General features: G+C 48.6%; 25 protein-coding genes. 4 read left to right on the plus strand and 21 right to left on the minus strand.

Annotated elements, in window-relative coordinates; translation table 11 throughout:
• Window positions 1–23 precede the first annotated feature (23 nt).
• From ccoS to HZB62_15060, 11 genes are all read right to left on the minus strand, one after another.
• On the minus strand, window positions 24–182 hold the full coding sequence (ccoS, locus tag HZB62_15010; protein MBI5076459.1) for a cbb3-type cytochrome oxidase assembly protein CcoS: 159 nt from the start codon (window positions 180–182) through the stop codon (window positions 24–26).
• Window positions 182–2,641 carry a heavy metal translocating P-type ATPase gene (locus HZB62_15015; GenBank protein ID MBI5076460.1) on the minus strand — a complete coding sequence of 820 codons (2,460 nt, stop codon included), beginning with the start codon at window positions 2,639–2,641 and terminating at the stop codon, window positions 182–184. The genes ccoS and HZB62_15015 overlap by 1 nt, the downstream gene beginning before the upstream one ends.
• 1 nt (window position 2,642) lies before the next feature.
• Window positions 2,643–3,374, minus strand: a complete 732-nt coding sequence (locus tag HZB62_15020; protein ID MBI5076461.1) for a sulfite exporter TauE/SafE family protein — start codon at window positions 3,372–3,374, stop codon at window positions 2,643–2,645.
• Window positions 3,361–3,774, minus strand: a complete 414-nt coding sequence (locus tag HZB62_15025) for a hypothetical protein (protein MBI5076462.1) — start codon at window positions 3,772–3,774, stop codon at window positions 3,361–3,363. The genes HZB62_15020 and HZB62_15025 overlap by 14 nt, the downstream gene beginning before the upstream one ends.
• A gap of 158 nt (window positions 3,775–3,932) precedes the next feature.
• Window positions 3,933–4,388: a FixH family protein gene (locus tag HZB62_15030; protein MBI5076463.1), complete on the minus strand. Its 456-nt coding sequence runs from the start codon at window positions 4,386–4,388 to the stop codon at window positions 3,933–3,935.
• Complete coding sequence (locus HZB62_15035) at window positions 4,385–5,587, minus strand: 4Fe-4S binding protein (protein ID MBI5076464.1); 1,203 nt, start codon at window positions 5,585–5,587, stop codon at window positions 4,385–4,387. Before HZB62_15035 ends, HZB62_15030 begins: the two co-directional genes overlap by 4 nt.
• Complete coding sequence (locus HZB62_15040; GenBank protein MBI5076465.1) at window positions 5,577–5,720, minus strand: cbb3-type cytochrome c oxidase subunit 3; 144 nt, start codon at window positions 5,718–5,720, stop codon at window positions 5,577–5,579. Before HZB62_15040 ends, HZB62_15035 begins: the two co-directional genes overlap by 11 nt.
• 214 nt (window positions 5,721–5,934) lie before the next feature.
• Window positions 5,935–6,147, minus strand: a complete 213-nt coding sequence (locus tag HZB62_15045; protein MBI5076466.1) for a hypothetical protein — start codon at window positions 6,145–6,147, stop codon at window positions 5,935–5,937.
• A gap of 12 nt (window positions 6,148–6,159) precedes the next feature.
• A complete protein-coding gene (locus HZB62_15050) occupies window positions 6,160–7,050 on the minus strand; it encodes a cbb3-type cytochrome c oxidase subunit II (GenBank protein ID MBI5076467.1) in 891 nt (296 codons plus the stop codon).
• Between the two features lie 10 nt (window positions 7,051–7,060).
• On the minus strand, window positions 7,061–8,458 hold the full coding sequence (locus HZB62_15055) for a cbb3-type cytochrome c oxidase subunit I (protein ID MBI5076468.1): 1,398 nt from the start codon (window positions 8,456–8,458) through the stop codon (window positions 7,061–7,063).
• A gap of 49 nt (window positions 8,459–8,507) precedes the next feature.
• Window positions 8,508–8,927, minus strand: coding sequence for an Rrf2 family transcriptional regulator (locus HZB62_15060; protein ID MBI5076469.1), 420 nt, complete (start codon window positions 8,925–8,927; stop codon window positions 8,508–8,510).
• Between the two features lie 294 nt (window positions 8,928–9,221).
• On the opposite strand from HZB62_15060, the gene HZB62_15065 reads away from it, so the two are divergent.
• The 3 genes from HZB62_15065 to HZB62_15075 all read left to right on the plus strand — a co-directional run bounded on the left by HZB62_15065 (window position 9,222) and on the right by HZB62_15075 (window position 10,448).
• Window positions 9,222–9,416 carry a hypothetical protein gene (locus HZB62_15065; GenBank protein ID MBI5076470.1) on the plus strand — a complete coding sequence of 65 codons (195 nt, stop codon included), beginning with the start codon at window positions 9,222–9,224 and terminating at the stop codon, window positions 9,414–9,416.
• A gap of 61 nt (window positions 9,417–9,477) precedes the next feature.
• Window positions 9,478–10,086, plus strand: a complete 609-nt coding sequence (locus HZB62_15070) for a peroxiredoxin (GenBank protein MBI5076471.1) — start codon at window positions 9,478–9,480, stop codon at window positions 10,084–10,086.
• A 35-nt stretch (window positions 10,087–10,121) separates the two neighbouring features.
• Window positions 10,122–10,448 carry a carboxymuconolactone decarboxylase family protein gene (locus tag HZB62_15075; GenBank protein ID MBI5076472.1) on the plus strand — a complete coding sequence of 109 codons (327 nt, stop codon included), beginning with the start codon at window positions 10,122–10,124 and terminating at the stop codon, window positions 10,446–10,448.
• 141 nt (window positions 10,449–10,589) lie between these two features.
• Here HZB62_15075 and HZB62_15080 read toward each other — a convergent pair whose 3' ends face one another.
• From HZB62_15080 to HZB62_15115, 8 genes are all read right to left on the minus strand, one after another.
• Entirely contained in the window at window positions 10,590–10,829 is a 240-nt protein-coding gene (locus HZB62_15080) for a CopG family transcriptional regulator (GenBank protein MBI5076473.1), read from the minus strand.
• Window positions 10,813–11,091, minus strand: coding sequence for a BrnT family toxin (locus tag HZB62_15085; protein MBI5076474.1), 279 nt, complete (start codon window positions 11,089–11,091; stop codon window positions 10,813–10,815). The genes HZB62_15080 and HZB62_15085 overlap by 17 nt, the downstream gene beginning before the upstream one ends.
• A 237-nt stretch (window positions 11,092–11,328) precedes the next feature.
• The gene (locus HZB62_15090; protein MBI5076475.1) at window positions 11,329–11,967 is read right to left on the minus strand and encodes a hypothetical protein; all 639 of its coding nucleotides are present in this window, start codon (window positions 11,965–11,967) and stop codon (window positions 11,329–11,331) included.
• A 76-nt stretch (window positions 11,968–12,043) separates the two neighbouring features.
• The gene (locus HZB62_15095) at window positions 12,044–12,508 is read right to left on the minus strand and encodes a hypothetical protein (GenBank protein MBI5076476.1); all 465 of its coding nucleotides are present in this window, start codon (window positions 12,506–12,508) and stop codon (window positions 12,044–12,046) included.
• A 77-nt stretch (window positions 12,509–12,585) separates the two neighbouring features.
• Window positions 12,586–13,164: a hypothetical protein gene (locus HZB62_15100; GenBank protein MBI5076477.1), complete on the minus strand. Its 579-nt coding sequence runs from the start codon at window positions 13,162–13,164 to the stop codon at window positions 12,586–12,588.
• Between the two features lie 85 nt (window positions 13,165–13,249).
• Window positions 13,250–14,101, minus strand: a complete 852-nt coding sequence (locus HZB62_15105) for a DUF1311 domain-containing protein (protein MBI5076478.1) — start codon at window positions 14,099–14,101, stop codon at window positions 13,250–13,252.
• A gap of 349 nt (window positions 14,102–14,450) precedes the next feature.
• A complete protein-coding gene (locus HZB62_15110) occupies window positions 14,451–14,927 on the minus strand; it encodes a type II toxin-antitoxin system VapC family toxin (GenBank protein MBI5076479.1) in 477 nt (158 codons plus the stop codon).
• 49 nt (window positions 14,928–14,976) lie between these two features.
• Entirely contained in the window at window positions 14,977–15,984 is a 1,008-nt protein-coding gene (locus HZB62_15115; GenBank protein MBI5076480.1) for a hypothetical protein, read from the minus strand.
• A 168-nt stretch (window positions 15,985–16,152) separates the two neighbouring features.
• On the opposite strand from HZB62_15115, the gene HZB62_15120 reads away from it, so the two are divergent.
• Complete coding sequence (locus tag HZB62_15120; GenBank protein ID MBI5076481.1) at window positions 16,153–16,320, plus strand: hypothetical protein; 168 nt, start codon at window positions 16,153–16,155, stop codon at window positions 16,318–16,320.
• Between the two features lie 4 nt (window positions 16,321–16,324).
• Here the strand turns inward: HZB62_15120 and HZB62_15125 are convergent, their stop codons facing one another.
• Entirely contained in the window at window positions 16,325–16,489 is a 165-nt protein-coding gene (locus HZB62_15125; protein MBI5076482.1) for a hypothetical protein, read from the minus strand.
• Window positions 16,490–16,528: 39 nt separating this feature from the next.
• Window positions 16,529–16,807 (minus strand): hypothetical protein, encoded by a 279-nt coding sequence (locus HZB62_15130; GenBank protein MBI5076483.1) that lies wholly within the window; start codon window positions 16,805–16,807, stop codon window positions 16,529–16,531.
• Between the last annotated feature and the right edge of the window lie 258 nt (window positions 16,808–17,065).

Genomic DNA, 17,065 nt, shown 5'->3' on the forward strand with positions numbered 1-17,065 from the left:
AAGTTACTATCGGTTCAATTCGCCTACTTCTTCTCCTTTTCCTCATCATCGTCTTCCATCATCCTGTATTTGGGTCCCTCAGGGTCGTCATACTGGCCGCTCTTGACGGCCCAGATAAAGAAGAGCCAGGCTCCGATGCCGAGCACCAGTGAAAGAAAAATAAGAAAGATGATGGTCCACATCAGGCTGTTGCTCCTTTTTTTATCCTCAGCGAGTTGAGCACCACGAAAAGGGAACTTGCTGCCATGGCGCCTGCTGCAATGATCGGATGGAGCACGCCTGAGACGGCAAGGGGAATTGCCACAATGTTGTAAAAGAAGGCCCAGAAGATATTCTGTCTGATCACGCGGTATGCACGCAGGGACAGGTCCAGGAAATAGGCGATCGCAGTAAGATCGCTCCTGACCAGGACAGCGTCAGCGCTTTCCATCGCAATATCAGTTCCCTTGCCCATGGCAACGCCCACAAAGGCCTCGGTAAGGGCCGGCGCATCGTTGATGCCGTCGCCGACCATTAATATCCTTGATCCTTTCTGCTGAAGCCCTCTGATATAGTTCCTCTTGTCCTCAGGCGACATCTCGGGAACGACATCATCTATGCCTGCTGCCGAAGCAACCGCAGCAGCTGTGGTCCTGTTGTCTCCACTGACGACCGTAATGCGTTTTCCCCGCAAAAGGATCTCTCTGACCGCCCTGGCAGATTCTTCGCGCAGGCAGTCTGAAACCACAAAGATCCCTCTGATCAGGCCATCCCATCCCATATAGATGACCGTGTCACCGGCCTGCTCATGGGGAAGGGTGAAATCCTTTATTTGTGGTGAAAGGGCAGGTGCGGTCAGGGCATGGTCTCTCATACATGCTTCGTTGCCGATAACGATGACCTTGTTCTCAATAACGCCTTTGATCCCGCGGCCCGGCATGACCAGAAAATCTCTGACCAACAGGAAATCTCCCTGCCATGCGCCGGCAATTGACCGGCCAATGCTGTGCTCCGAAAGGTTCTCAAGAGAGGCCGCAAGCCTCTGCAGATGCTGTCCATCCATGTTTTGGTCAAGGAGAATGGTATTTTTGAGGGATGGCCTTCCTTCTGTTATGGTGCCGGTCTTGTCAAATACCACACGGTCAATTCTGCTGGTGTTCTCTATCACCTCACCGCCTTTGATGAGGATGCCGCGGGACGATGCCATGGTTGTAAAGACCAGCACTGCAAGCGGTGTTGCAAGACCGAGACTGCATGGACAGGCTATGACCAGAACGGATACTCCGGTCATGAGTGCATCATTCATCGATGCTCCCCTGAGAATATACCCGGCAGTTGTCAGAGCAGAAGTGACCAGAATGGCAGGCACGAAATATCCGACAATCCTGTCTGCCAGTATCTGGAGGCGGGGTTTCCCGGCCTGTGCATCTTCGACTGCCCTGATAATGCCCGCAAGGATAGTCTCTTTCCCTGTTCGTGTCACTTCAAATATAAATGTCCCGAAAAGGTTTACGCTGCCGCCTGTCACCTCACTGCCCACCGTCTTTCTGACCGGCATCGATTCACCGGTGAGGATCGACTCATCCGCTTCAGACTCGCCGCAGGCGACCCGGCCGTCTGCAGGGATCCTTTCACCCGGCAGCACCTTTATGAGATCACCCTTCCGGAGAGATGCAAGCGGTACCAGGGCGGTATCTTCCGTGCTCAGGTCCTTATTGCTGTCCCGGGATCGCTGAACGACCCTGGCTTCCCTGGGAGCAAGCTCGGAGAGCCTCTCGATCGCTTCGGACGCTTTGCCCTTTGCGGTGGATTCGATATAACGGCCGAGGAGGATGAGGGTTATGATCATGGCAGAGGTATCAAAATAGACCGTGCCGCCAATGAACATCTGATACACGCTGTAGATAAAAGCAGAGCCGGCCCCTATCGAGATGAGAGAGTCCATGGTGAAATGAAGGTGCCGAAGGCCGGAGATAGTGCTCCGTATGAACGGCATTCCCGAATACGCTATCACCGGTATGGTCAGGGCCATGGCTATGAACTCAAAAATGCTCTTCGTCCCCGGATCAATGCCCTGAAAATAGCCGGCATAGAGCGCAATGCTGTAAATCATGAGCTGAGAGGAAAGGAATGCCGCAGTGCCGAAGCGCACCAGGAGATCGCGCGACTCTGCCCTTCGGGCCGCGTATTGTTCAGATTCCCGGTATGGCCGGGGAGTATATCCTATGGCCTGGATCCTTTTCAGGATCTTCTCCAGGCTGATCAGGGAAGGGTTCCATCGTATCTTTGCGCGGTGCGTAGCGAAATTTATACGAGCAGAGGTGACGCCTTCGGTTCGCAAAAGAAACTTCTCGTTAAGCCAGACACAGGAAGCGCAGCGTATGCCGTCGATGAAGATATCGATCTCCCTGCCCTGTTCGGTCGACTGCTCATCCTCGCTGAAGGCTTTAAAATCGAGTTCCTTTTGGGGATTGACCGGCGTCCCGGGAGCATCCCAGTGTCTTTTGTCGTAGAAATCGGTCAGGCCTTCGCTCCTGATCAGAAAATAGACCCCTCTGCATCCATGGCAGCAGAAGACATGTCCGTTGTTGTCCACTTCCTCACGGATCGCATCCCGCTCCGGAAAGCTCAGAAGGCAGTGGTCACAGGTGAGGGTTGCCATATCAGTTGCTGAAGGAGCGATAGACCAGTATTGCCCCGATGATGATCATAAAAAGGGATGATATCCGATAAAACCGTTTTCGTATCCAGTCGCTCTTAAGCGCCGAGATCCGACCGATCAGGAAAAGGGCCGGAGCTGTTCCGATGCCGAAAAGAAACAGCATGAGCATGCCTTTAAGAAAGCCCTCTGCCTGACTGCCGGCGCCGGCGCCGGCGCCGGCTGCAGCAATATAGGCAGTATAGAGCAGGCCGCAGGGAATGAACCCTGTTGCCATGCCTATGGCATAGAAGGAACCGGAAGTGTGTGTCTCAGAGATGAACGATATCATGCGGTTGACCGCTGAGGCCAATACCTCAGAAAAAGTGTTCTGCCCTGATACGCTCTCCCTGCTTCTGCCAAAGGAAAACCACCCCGATGTCGATAGTCCCATGATGATCATCAGCGCTCCGATGCCTGCCATGGTAATGTTCTGAAACTTTTCGATCGACTGAACAACGCCTGCGAACGATCCGGTCAGACCCATTATGCCGCCGATGATGCTGTAGGTCGTTATTCTGCCGATGTTATAAAAAAGATGGGGGAGAGACGCATGCCCCCGGGACGCGTGGGGACCTGTCCTGAGATTCAGGGAGTAGGTCGCCACGATCGGGCCGCACATGCCGCTGCAGTGGCCGAGCCCGCCTAACAGGCCCGAGCTGAACATCAGCAGATAGATCGAATCACCGGTTAACATTGAAGGTATAGGAAACCTTGCCGGTTCCCGGGATGCTGACTTCTGCGCGCCAGAGTTTCGCGCCGCTCGGACAGCGGGGAATGATCCCTTTTCCTCTATAGGTCCCGTCGGAGGTCTTTTTCAGAACAACCTCGTTCCTGCCCATGTACATGCCGGGCATCGAAAGATCGAGCAGAAGGGCTGGTGCAGCATCCCTGCCTGTTGCCCGGATCGCAAAGGTCAGTTCTTTCATCATCCTCACCGGCCGCGGCGAGATCTCGAATGCGACCTGCCTGCCTGCTGCAGTGACTGTGCAGGGCCCCTGATCGATCAGGCAGTCGGCGTTTTCAGCTCCCTGAGCCGGGGCATGAGTACTTAGCAACAGGGCAGACAGAAGAACAAGCGCTAAAAAAGTCCTGATCCCAAGTGTCTCATAATTGACACTACATTTATTGATAAAATCCCTCCTGACCTCTCCCCATCCGGGGACAGGCCTTTGGCAAAGGGAGGAATTAGTGCCCCCTCTTTGGCAAAGAGGGGCGAGGGGAGATTTGTCAAGCGTAAATACTTTTCCGATTTTCATTTAAGATTAACCCGCTCTGCAAAAAGCGTTTTTTCGAATGTGACGGTTCTGGCTTTGTCGGAAACCAGTATCTTTGCATCCCAGTATCCGTAAAGTGGCAGTTCAGCGGTTATGCGGAACTGTCCTTTCTCTGCTTCTGCCTTATAGGTCTTATCGTAGGACGGGGTAGAAGGTCTGCTCACGATGACGCTGACCTCTGCATCTGTTGCCGGTCTGCCGTTTCTGTCAAGCACGGATATCAGGATATTATTCTTGCCCGTAGCAAGATCCTTGTTAAGGATCTCCACCTGCCAGCCTGAAGCCTCTTTTTCATGATGGACTGCATCATAGGACAGGCCTCGTTCATAAGGTTTGTCCACAACCGTGCCGTCGAATGTCCTGGTGCCGACAACTACGGCGCCGATCACAGCGCCGATGCCGATAATTGAGACGATAATTATCAGGAATTTCATTTAGCCTCCGAAGGTGCCATGATGCTGACCGTTCTGACGACCTTCACGGAAAAAGGCTGAGCCGCCTCAAGGGTCAGTTCAGCAGAGCCGCGATCTTTTTCCGATAGAAAGAGATAGATTGATACCCTTCTGTACTCCCCTGCTTTGAGCGCGATCCTTTCCGGCAGGACCTTCAGCGCTCTGCCTTCAAGGCTCGCCGAGGTCATGAGATCCATATCGCGTTTGCTCCTGTTCTCTGCGGCGAGGGTAAAGGAGTTGAGCAGCTCCCCTCCTTCGGTTATGCGGGGTCTCATATCGTAATTAGGCATGACCGTCAGATCGAGGGGGTTTCTGGTGAACGAGAGATAAAGAATAAAGAGCAAGAAGAGAAGCGTTATGCCGCCTATGAGCAGAACGTTCGTCCGCAGGAGGTTTCGTCTGTCGCCGGGCCTGCCGAAAAAATAGCCGATCAATCCGGGTTTCTGTTTCTTTTCCAGCTTCTCCGCACAGGTGTCAAGGCACTCTGCGCAGTTGATGCAGGCGTTGTCCAATCCTTTGCGGATATCGATATGAACGGGACAAATGTTGACGCAGGCCCTGCAGTCCATGCATTCCTCTTTTCTTCTGTCATCAAAGGCGATGACCATGGTGCTTCTGTCGAAGAGCGCTCCCTGAAGCTTTGCGTACGGACATACGGTCGCACACCAGGTATGACGCAGAAAAGCGTAATCAAGGAAGAGGATGATGCTCAGGGAGATCCAGAAGCCCCAGATGACCGGTCCGAGACTGCCTGCCAGCAATGCCGGTATGAACTCATAGGGAGAGACAAAATACCAGATCAGGCTGGCGGCGACCACAATGCAGGCAGCGGCGGTGAGGGCATAGGCCGCAATTTGTTGTCCCCGTCCTTGAAAACGGGCCCGGTCCAGAAACCCTGTGATGTCGATGATCACGGTCTGCGGGCAGAGCCACCCGCACCAGATGCGGCCGAAGAGCAGGGTGACAAGGATGATGAGGAAGGTGAGGAAGAAGAGCCCCATCAGGACGATGAAGAACTCGTCCATCCAGAGGCTCACGCCGAACAGGTGCAGCTTCAGTGACGGGATATCAAAGCGGAGAGCGCTCTCCCCGTTGATCCTGAGAAAGGGGATCCCCAGGATGACCAGGGCCTGCACAGCTTCTGCGATGCGGCGCCAGGGCTGGATACTCCTAATCGTCATCTTCGAACATCTTGTACTTCGGGTCCTCCACTTTCTTGTGCCTCTTTTTCGAGTAATAGAAGGCAATGATAACGGCAAACAGAACAACGAGCGTCAGGCCGAAGATAAAATAGGCAATGCCCTGTGCATCCATTATTTTTTGTTTCCCCGCATCATCAGATACAGAACAACGATGGCAGCTGTCGGAATTACGGTAAATGCTATAGTCGCAATGATCGAAATATCCATAATATCTCCTTGTCTTTCAGTATTGAGCTATAAAATCTCCCCCAACCCCTCTTTGTCAAAGAGGGGCTTATTACCTCCCTTTAGCAAAGGGAGGTTGGGAGGGATTTGTTAATCCAATATCAATTTCCTAAAAAGTTCTTGCTATTTTTTACCGATTCCTCATAGGCCTTTGACTGGGTCCATCCGCTGATGGAGGGCGAATACATCGCAAAATAATAGATGCCCCAGAGGATCAGGCCCCAGAAGAGGATCAGCCAGCCGACAGGAAGTTTTCCGGCCGTCTCCTTTGCTTCAAAATCTTCTATGTTGGTATCGTCAAAATCTTCTGCCATGGCTTCCTCCTGTTAGTGTTTCTGCTGCTCATGCCGTATGTATGATACCAGCGACCAGATCTTGTTCTTGTCCATCTGTGCGCCGTACGGCGGCATGCCGTTGTTTGTGCCGTCCGAGATGATGGCATAGATCCGGCCATCACTGATATCTCCATCCTTGCCGAGCCATGTCTTATCCAGCAGACTCGGTCCTATGCCGCCCTTGCCGTCATCACCGTGGCAAGCCTCGCAGTTTTCCTTATAGATATGCTCGCCGAGTTCATGGGCCTTTGGATCGCCGGCCAGGGGATTCTTCTCGTCAGTGGCAGAAACGGTCTGTGCCTGCTTCCTGGCAACAGCCGTGCCGATGACCTGCATATATGCGACCAGGGCATCGAGCTCGGTCTTTGACGAAAGTGCTGCTATCTCCTCTTTCGTGAATGGAAAACTATTGGCCTTCATATGGGCCTCGATGTCTGCAGGGTCGAGCTTGCCTTCTTTCAGCCATCCATATTTCGGCATGTTGGACTTCGCAAAGAATGCCTGAGGATTATCGAAGTGGTTATAGTGCCATGTATCAGGATATTTGCCTCCTATGCGGGCAAGGTCAGGACCGGTCCTCTTCGAACCCCAGAGAAACGGCCGGTCGTACGCGAACTCACCTGCCTTGGAGTAATCGCCATACCTCATCACCTCGGTCTTCAGCGGCCGGACAGTCTGGGTATGACAGTTATTGCAGCCTTCACGCTGATAGATGTCTTTGCCGGCCAGCTGAAGCGCCGTATAAGGTTTCAGGTTTTCGAGCTTCGGATGCATTCCCTCTGTGAACATCGGGAAAAAGACGGTCGCGATCGTGCCGATAAGGATAACGACTGCAGCGACTATGGCGAACATGATCGGTTTTCTGTAGATTTCACCAGCCATGGTCCACCCCCTATGCCCGCGATGCCGCAAGTGCCTTGCCCTTGCGCATCGTCATGTAGATGTTATAGATAAAGAAGAGCATGCCGACCGTGAAGATAAGGCCGGCCACGGTCCTGAGCTGCCAGAAGGGATAGTTCTTTACGAGCCCTTCCATGAAGGTGTATTTGAGGCTTCCGTCAGCGTTCGTTGCTTTCCAGAGCGCGCCCTGCTGAATGCCGGTGATCCACATGGTGACCGAGAACATGACCTGGCCGATCAGTACGAGCCAGAAATGGGTGTTTGCAACCTTTATGCTGTAGATCTCGGTGTTGTAGATCTTCGGGATGATGTAATAGATGGAAGCTGCGGTCGTCATCGTGACCCATCCCATGGTGCCCATATGCACATGTCCGGGAACCCAGTCAGTGTAATGGATGAGGGAGCTCACGACCCTGATCGCCTGGGTAGGACCCTGCACGGTCTGCAGACCGTAGAAGGTGATCCCCATGATGAAGAACTTGGTGAGATAGTTGGTCTGCATCTTGGACCAGTCAGACCCCACCGTGTAGTACCCGTTTACAACCGACCCCCATGACGGCGCAATAAGGAAAAGTGTGAATACGATACCAAGGGTCTGAATCCAGTCAGGGAGCGGTGTATAGACCAGGTGATGCGCGCCTGTCCAGAGATAGGCAAAGACCAGAGACCAGAAGGCGATGATCGAGAGCCTGTGGCTGAAGATCGGCAGCCCTGTTGATTTCGGCAGGAAATAGTAGAACATGGCCAGGATCGGCGTGGTGAAGATGAAGCCGACGGCATTGTGGCCGTACCACCATTCCACGTTGGCGCTGTTCACTCCGGCATAGAGATGATAGGACTTGAAGAGCCCTGCAGGGATCGAGAGGTTGTTCACAATATAGAGCACGGCAACGGCAACGACCGTTGCGATGATGTACCAGAGCGAGATGTACATCTGCTCCTCTTTCCTCTTGATGATCGTGCCGAAGACGTTGACCGCGAAGATGACCCAGAGGATCACGACCCCGATATCAAGGGGCCATTCGAGTTCGGCGTATTCAAGGGACTGGTTCATGCCCATGAAGAGGCTGACCGCTGCAAGAGTGATCGCTGCATTGAACAGATAGAGGTGGAAGCGTGCAAGCTTCGGGAAGAGCAGAGGCCTCTTTGCAAGCCTCATAACAATGTAATAGGAAATGCCGAAGATCGCCCCAATGCCGAGCCCGAATGCGAGCCCATTGGTGTGTACTACCCTCAACCTTCCATACGTGAAAAAGGGCGGTATATTCAGTTCGGGCTTCCACAACTGGATAGATATCCAGAGCCCGATGAGAATACCGACCACACCCCAGAAGATCGAGGAGACGATAAATCCTTTTACCGTCTGGTGGTCATACTGATAGTCGCTCATACCGGAACTCCTCCTTTAGAATAAATTCTGCAAAAGCCTCAAAGAAGCTTTATGATTCCCTGGATCTCTTCGTTGCCTCTGCAATGTCTGCAAAGTTATGTTTCTTCATCAGTTCATTGACCTCAGCCCTGAGCGTTACCCATACCGTATGCACCCCGCAGGTGCCGCTGAAACTGCAGACGCTGCTGTCCACGGCGCAGGCGTTCAGGGCAACCACGCCTTCGATCGCCTCTATCACGTCGAGCAGGTTAATATCCCTCGGCTCTCTGCTCAGCTGGAACCCGCCCTTGACGCCTCTGAAGGATCTGACCACATCGGCCTTTACCAGTTTCTGGAGTATCTTGGCAAGAAAGCTTTTTGGCGTTGCCATTTCTCGAGAGATCTCATCGACCATAACGACCTTGTCCGGCTGACCTGAGAGATAGAGAACACAGCGCATTGCATAATCTGTCTCACGCGTTATCTGCATTTTTTATCCTTCATCCGTATTTTAGGACTTATCCACTCTTGATTAGCTAACCCCATACTATCAAATTGAGATTATTAAGCAAGATGAAAATAAGTTAATATAAGATTAAATTACTCTTGATTAAAATTCTTGTCAAGTATAAAATGAAGATATGAGAGGTCCTGATTTTAAAGAGAGGGTGGCTCAGCTTTTTAGTGCTAAATAAAATAAGTAAAAACAATAGGATAGCTTCTGTAGCGCATCATTGTGATGAGTTTCATAAAGCGCTTAGCTTCCAGTTCGTAATATGATAGGATGAAACTGAAAGGAGTGACTGAGATGAAAGAGCATAAGGATAAAGAGGAAACCTTTCTTGAGCTGGAAGAGATTCCGCAGTCTGTTACCTGCCCTCAATGCGGCGGCGGGATAGGTCTTTGGACCGGTTCCATATTGACGATATGCTGGTTCTGCGGTTTTCATGTCTTCAAGAAAGAGACGATCATAAATTAGCGTTTCAGCTTAGGGTCATTGACCCGAAATAGTTAACTGAATTAAAAATGGAGGAAAGAAGATGAGCGAACATTATGGCATTAAAGTCGGAGAGCCGGTACCGGATTTCAAGATCGACACGTATGAACCGTCAAAGGGAGATTTCGGATCGATCAGCCTTGCAGAACTGAAGGCGGGCAAAAAGTGGACAGTGCTGTTCTTCTATCCGGCCGATTTCACCTTTGTCTGAGCAACAGAATTCGCTGCTCTGGCAGAGCAGCACGAGAATTTCAAGGCACTGGGTGCAGAACTCATTACGGTCAGCACAGATACCAAATTCGTCCATCTTGCCTGGAGGCAGGATGAGAAGATGCTCGAGAAGGTGAAATATACCATGGGCTCTGATCCGAATGCGCGGCTATCGAAACTCTTCGGCGTTTATGACAAAGAGGCTGGACTTGATCTGCGCGGCACATTCATCATCAATCCTGCTGGCACCCTTATGAGCACAGAGGTGAACTTTTTCAATCTCGGAAGAAATGTTGAGGAGCTCCTCAGAAAAGTGAAGGCCAACATCTATCTCGACGCTCACCAGAATGAAGGCTGCCCTGCAAAATGGCAGAAAGACGGCGACAAAACCCTTAAGCCTTCTGCCCAGCTGGTCGGCAAGGTATTCGAAGCCCTCAAATAATGGTAAAATATTCCTAAAACAGGAGGGCTCCTACTATGGCTAAATTACCGGATCAGTTCGTCAGCATCAGAAAGAGGTTTGAGAAGTTCTTTAAGGCTGTTGAGAATGTTGGAAAAGAGGCAAAGGCAGCAGGCCCGCTGAACAAGAAGACCGCACATCTGATACAGCTTGCGGCAGCAGCGGCGAGCCGTTCTGAGGGCGCTGTGCATTCACATACCAGAAGAGCGCTTGAGGCCGGTGCAAAACCTGCAGAGGTTTATCATGCGATCATCCTGCTGACCAGCACGATCGGTTTTCCAACAGTCTCCGCTGCACTCTGCTGGGCGGATGATGTTATCAGCGAGAAGGCAAAGAAGAAGTAGGAAATATTGTTCTGAGTAACAGAGGGGAGGTGGACAGGAAGCTGTTTACCTCCTTTTTTTGAGCCTACTTGCGGTGAGGTTACGCTTCTGACCAGGAGATGAGGGGGCGGGTTCCTTCGCCAGCCCCTTTCGAACGACTCGTCAGGCGCTCTTTTGGTGCTGTGATGTGTACCAATCAACGAGTTGACGAATCATTTTTTGATATGACGTATGATTTTTTTTAGCCTCTTTCTTGAAGAATTCAATGCTTGATTTCTTCAGCGCGAGGGTTACTTTGACATTGTCCTCTTTAAGGACCAATTGGTCCGGCGGCGGCAGGAAATCGCTTATGACCTTCAATTTCCCCATTGGTTCGTCAGTGTATCTAATTTTGCTCTTCATATATCTTCCTTCCTTTCCTCCAGAATCCCGCGCCATAAATGCGAATGACACTTGCACGATAGGTAAACCTAACGGTCATAATCCCATCGCCGACACGACCAATACAATAGTATCGATCTTCTGTATTACTGTGCTCCACATCTTCGGCAATGATGCGGTGCGGATCAAGAAAAGCGTGCTGCGCAAGGGAAAAGGGAACGTTGTGCTTGGCGCGGTTTTCCTGATCCTTTTGCTTGTCCCATTCAAATTGGACTTTTTTCATTGATCATACGTTACCACAGGTTGGACTTATTAGCAATATATAAGTATGGTTAATTGTATGGTTCTATGCTGGCGGGGGTAACGTTCCCTGCTAAAACTTATTGGAGGGATCAACTTTGTCCCAGGTCAAGGGCTGACCCCAGTGGCTTGAACTATCAAGTCATCTGCGGAATGTCAATAAGCAAGTCTGACCCCATAGGCTTACCGCATGATGGGTGGTGTGGGGAGGGACGGCTAACTACCGTCCCTTACCCGATTCGGCGTCAGTTTTCTTTAGCCATTCGAGAGCATGCGCAACAGATTCGCGGACACATTGATCTGTATCCGTTGAGAGATCATGAAGGACTTCGGAAGCCTCAGGTCGATACTGATTAATTATGCCGTTGATGCACGCTATGCGTGTCTGATGAAAAAGCTCTTGCCGACGTGCGCCTTTGAATAGGTATTGTCGTGTATTTGGATTTTTCAGATGAGCTAAGATCACACCGGCTTTCCATGATATTTCACCACCGCCCGTTGAAAGGAGCCAATTGCCGAGTAAATCTACGAATGCCTGTTCTGCAGGCCAAAGATCTTCTCTGTCCATCAAGAGACTCCCTAAAGCATACATATAATCAGCTAACCACGACGTATCAGCGGGAGTTGACTTGGCAATCTCTTTTATAAGTGGTTCAATGAAAGTCTCCGAGTTTATATTCTCTAATAAGGCAGTAAACCTGTTTGTGTTCTCAATCGTTTGGGGATTTTCAATTAGTTCGGTCAGTTTTGATGTCAGGCCATCGTCATCTGTCTCAAGCATAACTGTGTAGAGAAAAGACAATGCCTCATTTCTCTTTTCGTCAGATGATAGCTCTTCAATTAGATTCTCAATTTTCATTTATTTCTCCGCAGAACGATGGCTCACTTGCCGGGCCACAGACCTGAAACGAAAACCAAAAAGCGGTTATTCCCGGTCAAGTGGAGCCTTTTGTTATCTTTTGATTTATTATTTTTAGCGCTATGTAGACCAGTAATCCCAGAGCCAAGGAATTCAGGAAGTTTGCAATGTAGTCTATAAATTGTCCCTGAGTTCGGAATTGGTCTCGGCTGATCTCCTTAGTAATGACTTTGTTCATCTGATTTTGTCTTATTTCTTTTAGTAACGGATTGATTAACGGTTTTGCTGGTAGGGATATTATCAGTTCTGGAATTTGCCATTTGGCTTTTATTTCGTCACTCTTGCTTTTCATGTTTTGCAATATTCTGGTTGCTTCTTCTTCTGACTTTGCTTTGTCGCTGGCAGCCGACAAACCGCCTACGACTACCTGCCCGATTTCAGTACCGATTTGAACAGCGATATAGTGACCAATAACCGATGCAAGGACGAAATGGATAATTGAGACAGAGAGCGCAATGGTTATTATTTTCTTATTTGTCATTTATTTATTTTGTGAAGATAACGTGCTGATCACCGGCGGCGTAAGCCGTCCGGTGGATTAGTTGGTTATACGGTCCTTTAATCCAATCTTAGAAATACCGGTGTTGTACCGTTGCTTCTTATGTCCCAGTATTCTGGATGCATAGGGACCATAACTCCGTTGTCGTTCTTGAAGTCAAAGATTTCTTTCTCTATAGTTGCGAGATGTTTCAAGTTCCGTTGGGCGAGTTTCTTGAAATCGATTTTTGCGACCGTTGGGTTCATGTGGTGTATGTCATTACGATAACTCTTCCAAATCTTCATTGAAGCCTCTCCACAAGCACCAGAGATGATATTCTTTTCCTTCAATTCGCTAATGAGTTGTTCCACAGTTTTGGCTGTACCATCAGGTTGGTTTCTTTCGATACCTTTTCTTTCAGCCACGAACTTCATGATGCCTTCGTTGATGGCATGGCTCATCATTACCGCTCCAATGAAATAGCCGTCGCGGTAAAGGTAAATGCATTCAGACGAGGCTGGAGCAAAATAATGCTCTCCGATAATACCCTGATGTTCGATCTCCAGATATCTTTCTATCTTGTCTTCCATAAAGCTCTGACAGTGAGATTCAATACTTTCCTTAACTGCGATCCTCTTCATAATTTTTGAGGTTTCCATATTCTTCCTCGTATAACGCGCGGGTGAGACGCGCGTACTTTGCGCGTCGGACTCGACCCGCTCGTTGGTTCGTATTATTCAGTTTTTAATTAAGAGGCTTCCAGGTTACGATATTATCTTTCGTTTCGCTGATTTCTGCTTTCATACCAGCGGCCCCAAAAAGATCGCCATATAGTTTCTGGTCTTCGGGCACTCCTGCATCACCAGGTTGAATTAATTTTCTATTCATTACAAATAAACCTGCACTTGTTATCCGTTCTTCAACAATATAGCCGCTCCCAGCATTTGAATGAGCATATGTAGTTATCGTACCTTCACCCTTTATTGTTTTCTTCAGATTGATTGCTAAAGGGTGCGCAAAAAAAGCGCCAATTTCTCTGTAAGTCCCATCAGCCTTTCCAAGATATAGAAAAAAGTGACCACCAGCATTTCCGAACATACTCGTATCATAAGAAAGTGCAACGTCGTCGATGCCATCATTATTAAAATCTGCGACGAGCCTATATCTTTCCCGTGATCGCCCGGGTTCTTCGGGTATCTTCTCTAAAGGAATCAGAGACGGATCTTTTAAGAGAATATAATCTTCTTTGAAGTGATTGGTTCGCACCGATAGTGACCAACTTTCAAAAAGATCAATACGTTGATCATATGCATCTTTAATGCAGTCAGAAATAGTTTTTGAATTTGCACACGTGGCGTCACGACTTTTCAGCCATGCCCTTTGGTCATCCTTAAATTGATTTACTTCAGATTTTGGGATGCTCGAAAAGAGCTTCTGGTAATGAAAATTTAGACGTTTATCAAGGGCAGCCAGTGACGAGTTGCTGCAAATGGTCTTCTCTGCTTTCGATTTTGCTTTGTTACAGTCAAAACCCGCTTCGTATTGTTTCTCAGAAGAGATAGAGATGGTGGCGGATAACGCGACTATGGTAATCACGGAGATTATTATCCTTATCACATTACGTTCTATCATGGATTGCCTTTCATCCAAAATTAACGCGCGGCTGACCCGCCGGGCGAAGCCTGGACGGAGTCGAGCCGCTGGTTGGAACTTCGATTTTTTATTGCAGCCGATTGAAGTTTGTAGGCTGAACCTGTATTTCCTATTTGGCAACAGTTTTCGATGGAACGGGCTTACGATGCTCGAAAGAAACCAGTTTTTTGCCAGATGCAGCTTGTCTCCGCAGAATGTCTTGAAATATCGCGTCCGCGTTGTGACCGAACTGATTGGCGTATTGTTCTCTCAATGAGCGCGTCTCTTTGACAATAGGGTCTTGCCACATAGCCTAAACCTCCTCCGTTAGTTCTTGCGGTGTGCAGATGATGGGCGGCTCGTAACCAAGTGCCCGGCAGGTGGCCTCAATTTTAGGCCGTGTATGAGCGTTAGCAATATGAGTGCAATTCCAGGTGAGCATATATTCGATGCCGTTCACGGTCGCAATAGCCACATGATAAGCGTCAATTTCGGCGTTTGCTGGCAGAGCGTTCCGACGGATGAGTTCTTGGCCCAGTACCCGAACCTCCTCTGTTGCTTGTAGCTCCATGATGTCGGCGATTGACTCAAGACGTCTCTTTACCGCGTCAGGATGCCCAAGACTGGCCTCAGCAACGACAAACTCCGATATGAACAAATCGAAGTTGAGCCGCTGCGTCTCCCACCACTCGATGGTGACGTTCTGGTTGGCCATTGCACGGATGTCGTTGGTTGGGCGTGCCGTGAGATAACTTATAACCGAAGTTTCGATATAAACCTTAGCTTTCAAAATGCCTCCTGCTATTTCTCGTATAACGGTTCAGGCCTCGATGCCATTATCAGTTTATTTCTTTGATTTCGTAGCCTAATTTCATGGCGTGAGCAAGAAACTTCTCAATATTTCCCTTCCCCCACTGATTAGAAATTGCATACAGCGATGAATCAGAAAATTGAATAATCTCATCTTCGCCCAGAAAGTGCCTGTCTATGCCCTGTCTTTCATAAGTTGCTTTTGCTTCCGATATTGGAACAAACATTCCACCGCTGCGCGTTTCTTGCGGAAAAGCCTGCAACAACTCGGAAAAGGTATCTGGAGTATGTTTTGAAATCCAATCTCTTATTACCGCAAGAACGATTTTTCTCTTGTTGTATTCTAACCCATTGAATAAATAATGTGTATGATCTTTTGATGATTTTTTTGCTTCTCTTCTTCCTTCAGATTGTTGCTTTATCTTAATTTGATAACTCTCTGCTTCAGGAAGCGGTATAATCTGTTGAGCATCGACCAAAATTTTATCCTGATATTTGTATGGAATGAGACGAACACAACGAATATCAAGACTCCGCTCATTTAGCCACATTACCGACGTTGTAAGCTCTTTTGAGAAATTGGCCGAAACAAGAACGATACGAACGTCCGATGCAAAATCATCTTCTTGTGGCTCTTCCCACCCTAAGAAATCAAGTAGTGCGGTTTCTGCATTCGTCTCGTTGCTGACAGAATCCAAATATTTTTGATAAATTTCAGTTGCTCTAACGAACGTCAGTGTAGAAACCATTGCAGCATAACGTAACGCCTGTAACTCCATAAACTCGCCGGTATCTGTACGTTTCAGTTCGATTACGACCAAGTTGGCTTCTTTATCGACTGCAAGTAAGTCAATTCTGCGCTGGCTTTCCGACCATTCTGAGAACTCCTCTGATATAACAAGGCAGTTCGGTGCAACGATATCAATTTGTGTTTTAAGCGCAACTTGTAGATGCTGCCTTTCTAAAATGCCTTCACTATTGAAATTCGTTTCACCTATTTTCTGAAATGCCTTATTCTCGAAGCTATAAATTGCCATATAGTCTCCTGTATCTATCTCAAGTCAACGAAAAACATAACCCGCGCGGGCCGTAAAGCCTGAGCAAAAACCAAACCGGCGTTAACCCCGCGTCGGTGTTGATGTGCTTGTTGTACGTTTTTTTTATTTATTTTTTATTAATCTTTAACATTTGGAGGAAAAAATAAAATGACCCCTTTAGAAAAATCTGCAATAGTAACAAAAGTCGTCACTGTTTTTGACCAAGCCAAAGGTATGTCGCCTGACGACAAGATGTATATCCTTATGGCTGTCATCGAAACTTTAGGACAACCAGAGGACAGTTGGCGCGTCAGCGTAATGCCGTTAGATAAGTGATGTGTTATTCCTTTTTCATTTCAAAAATTCTAAAGGCATCACGTGGGTCAATGGGAACTGATTGTTTTTTGGGCATTTTAAGATTGAGATGCTTCATAATGAACGCGATTTGTTCTTCAAGAGTTTTTACTTTTTCGGAAAGTTCTTCGATTTTCTTTGGATCAGTCATTGGTGAATTCTCCTTTTTGGGTAATAAGTTTTTGTCCATTCAGTCTTTCTTTGTCTCTACGGCATTACGGATAGCGATAAGATTTTCGGCGATGGATACGACAACCAAAAGAAAAACGAAGCCAAATAAACCTTGTAAGCCTACGGCGAAACTAAGACCTAGCAATAAAGTATTATCGCCACTGCCAGATTTATCCCAAAGAATGAAAGCCCCAATAACACCTGCAATTAAATTAACCCAGGCTAAAATAGCCAAGACTTCGATTGCGAATACTTGGGTCTTTTTCTTGATATCTTCTTTGGGTGATGCATTTTCCATTATTGCCTCCGGCTTTATTGGGTTTTATTTATTTTGCTCGTACAACGCCAAGGGTAACCAGCGGCGGCCACTGAACTTGCCGACGAGCAACGCTGATCCCCGCCGTCTGGTTGACCCGCTTGATACTCATTAAGGCCCCCCTGAACCAGACCCGAAACAGGTATGATTCAGGGACCCAAAACCTTTTCCCACAGGAGGCCTTAAATGAGATTTTACACCACACAGCACAAATTTTACTGCGGTATCGATCTGCACGCA

The sequence above is a fragment of the Nitrospirota bacterium genome (genome assembly GCA_016214855.1).
GTDB lineage: Bacteria > Nitrospirota > Thermodesulfovibrionia > Thermodesulfovibrionales > UBA6898 > UBA6898.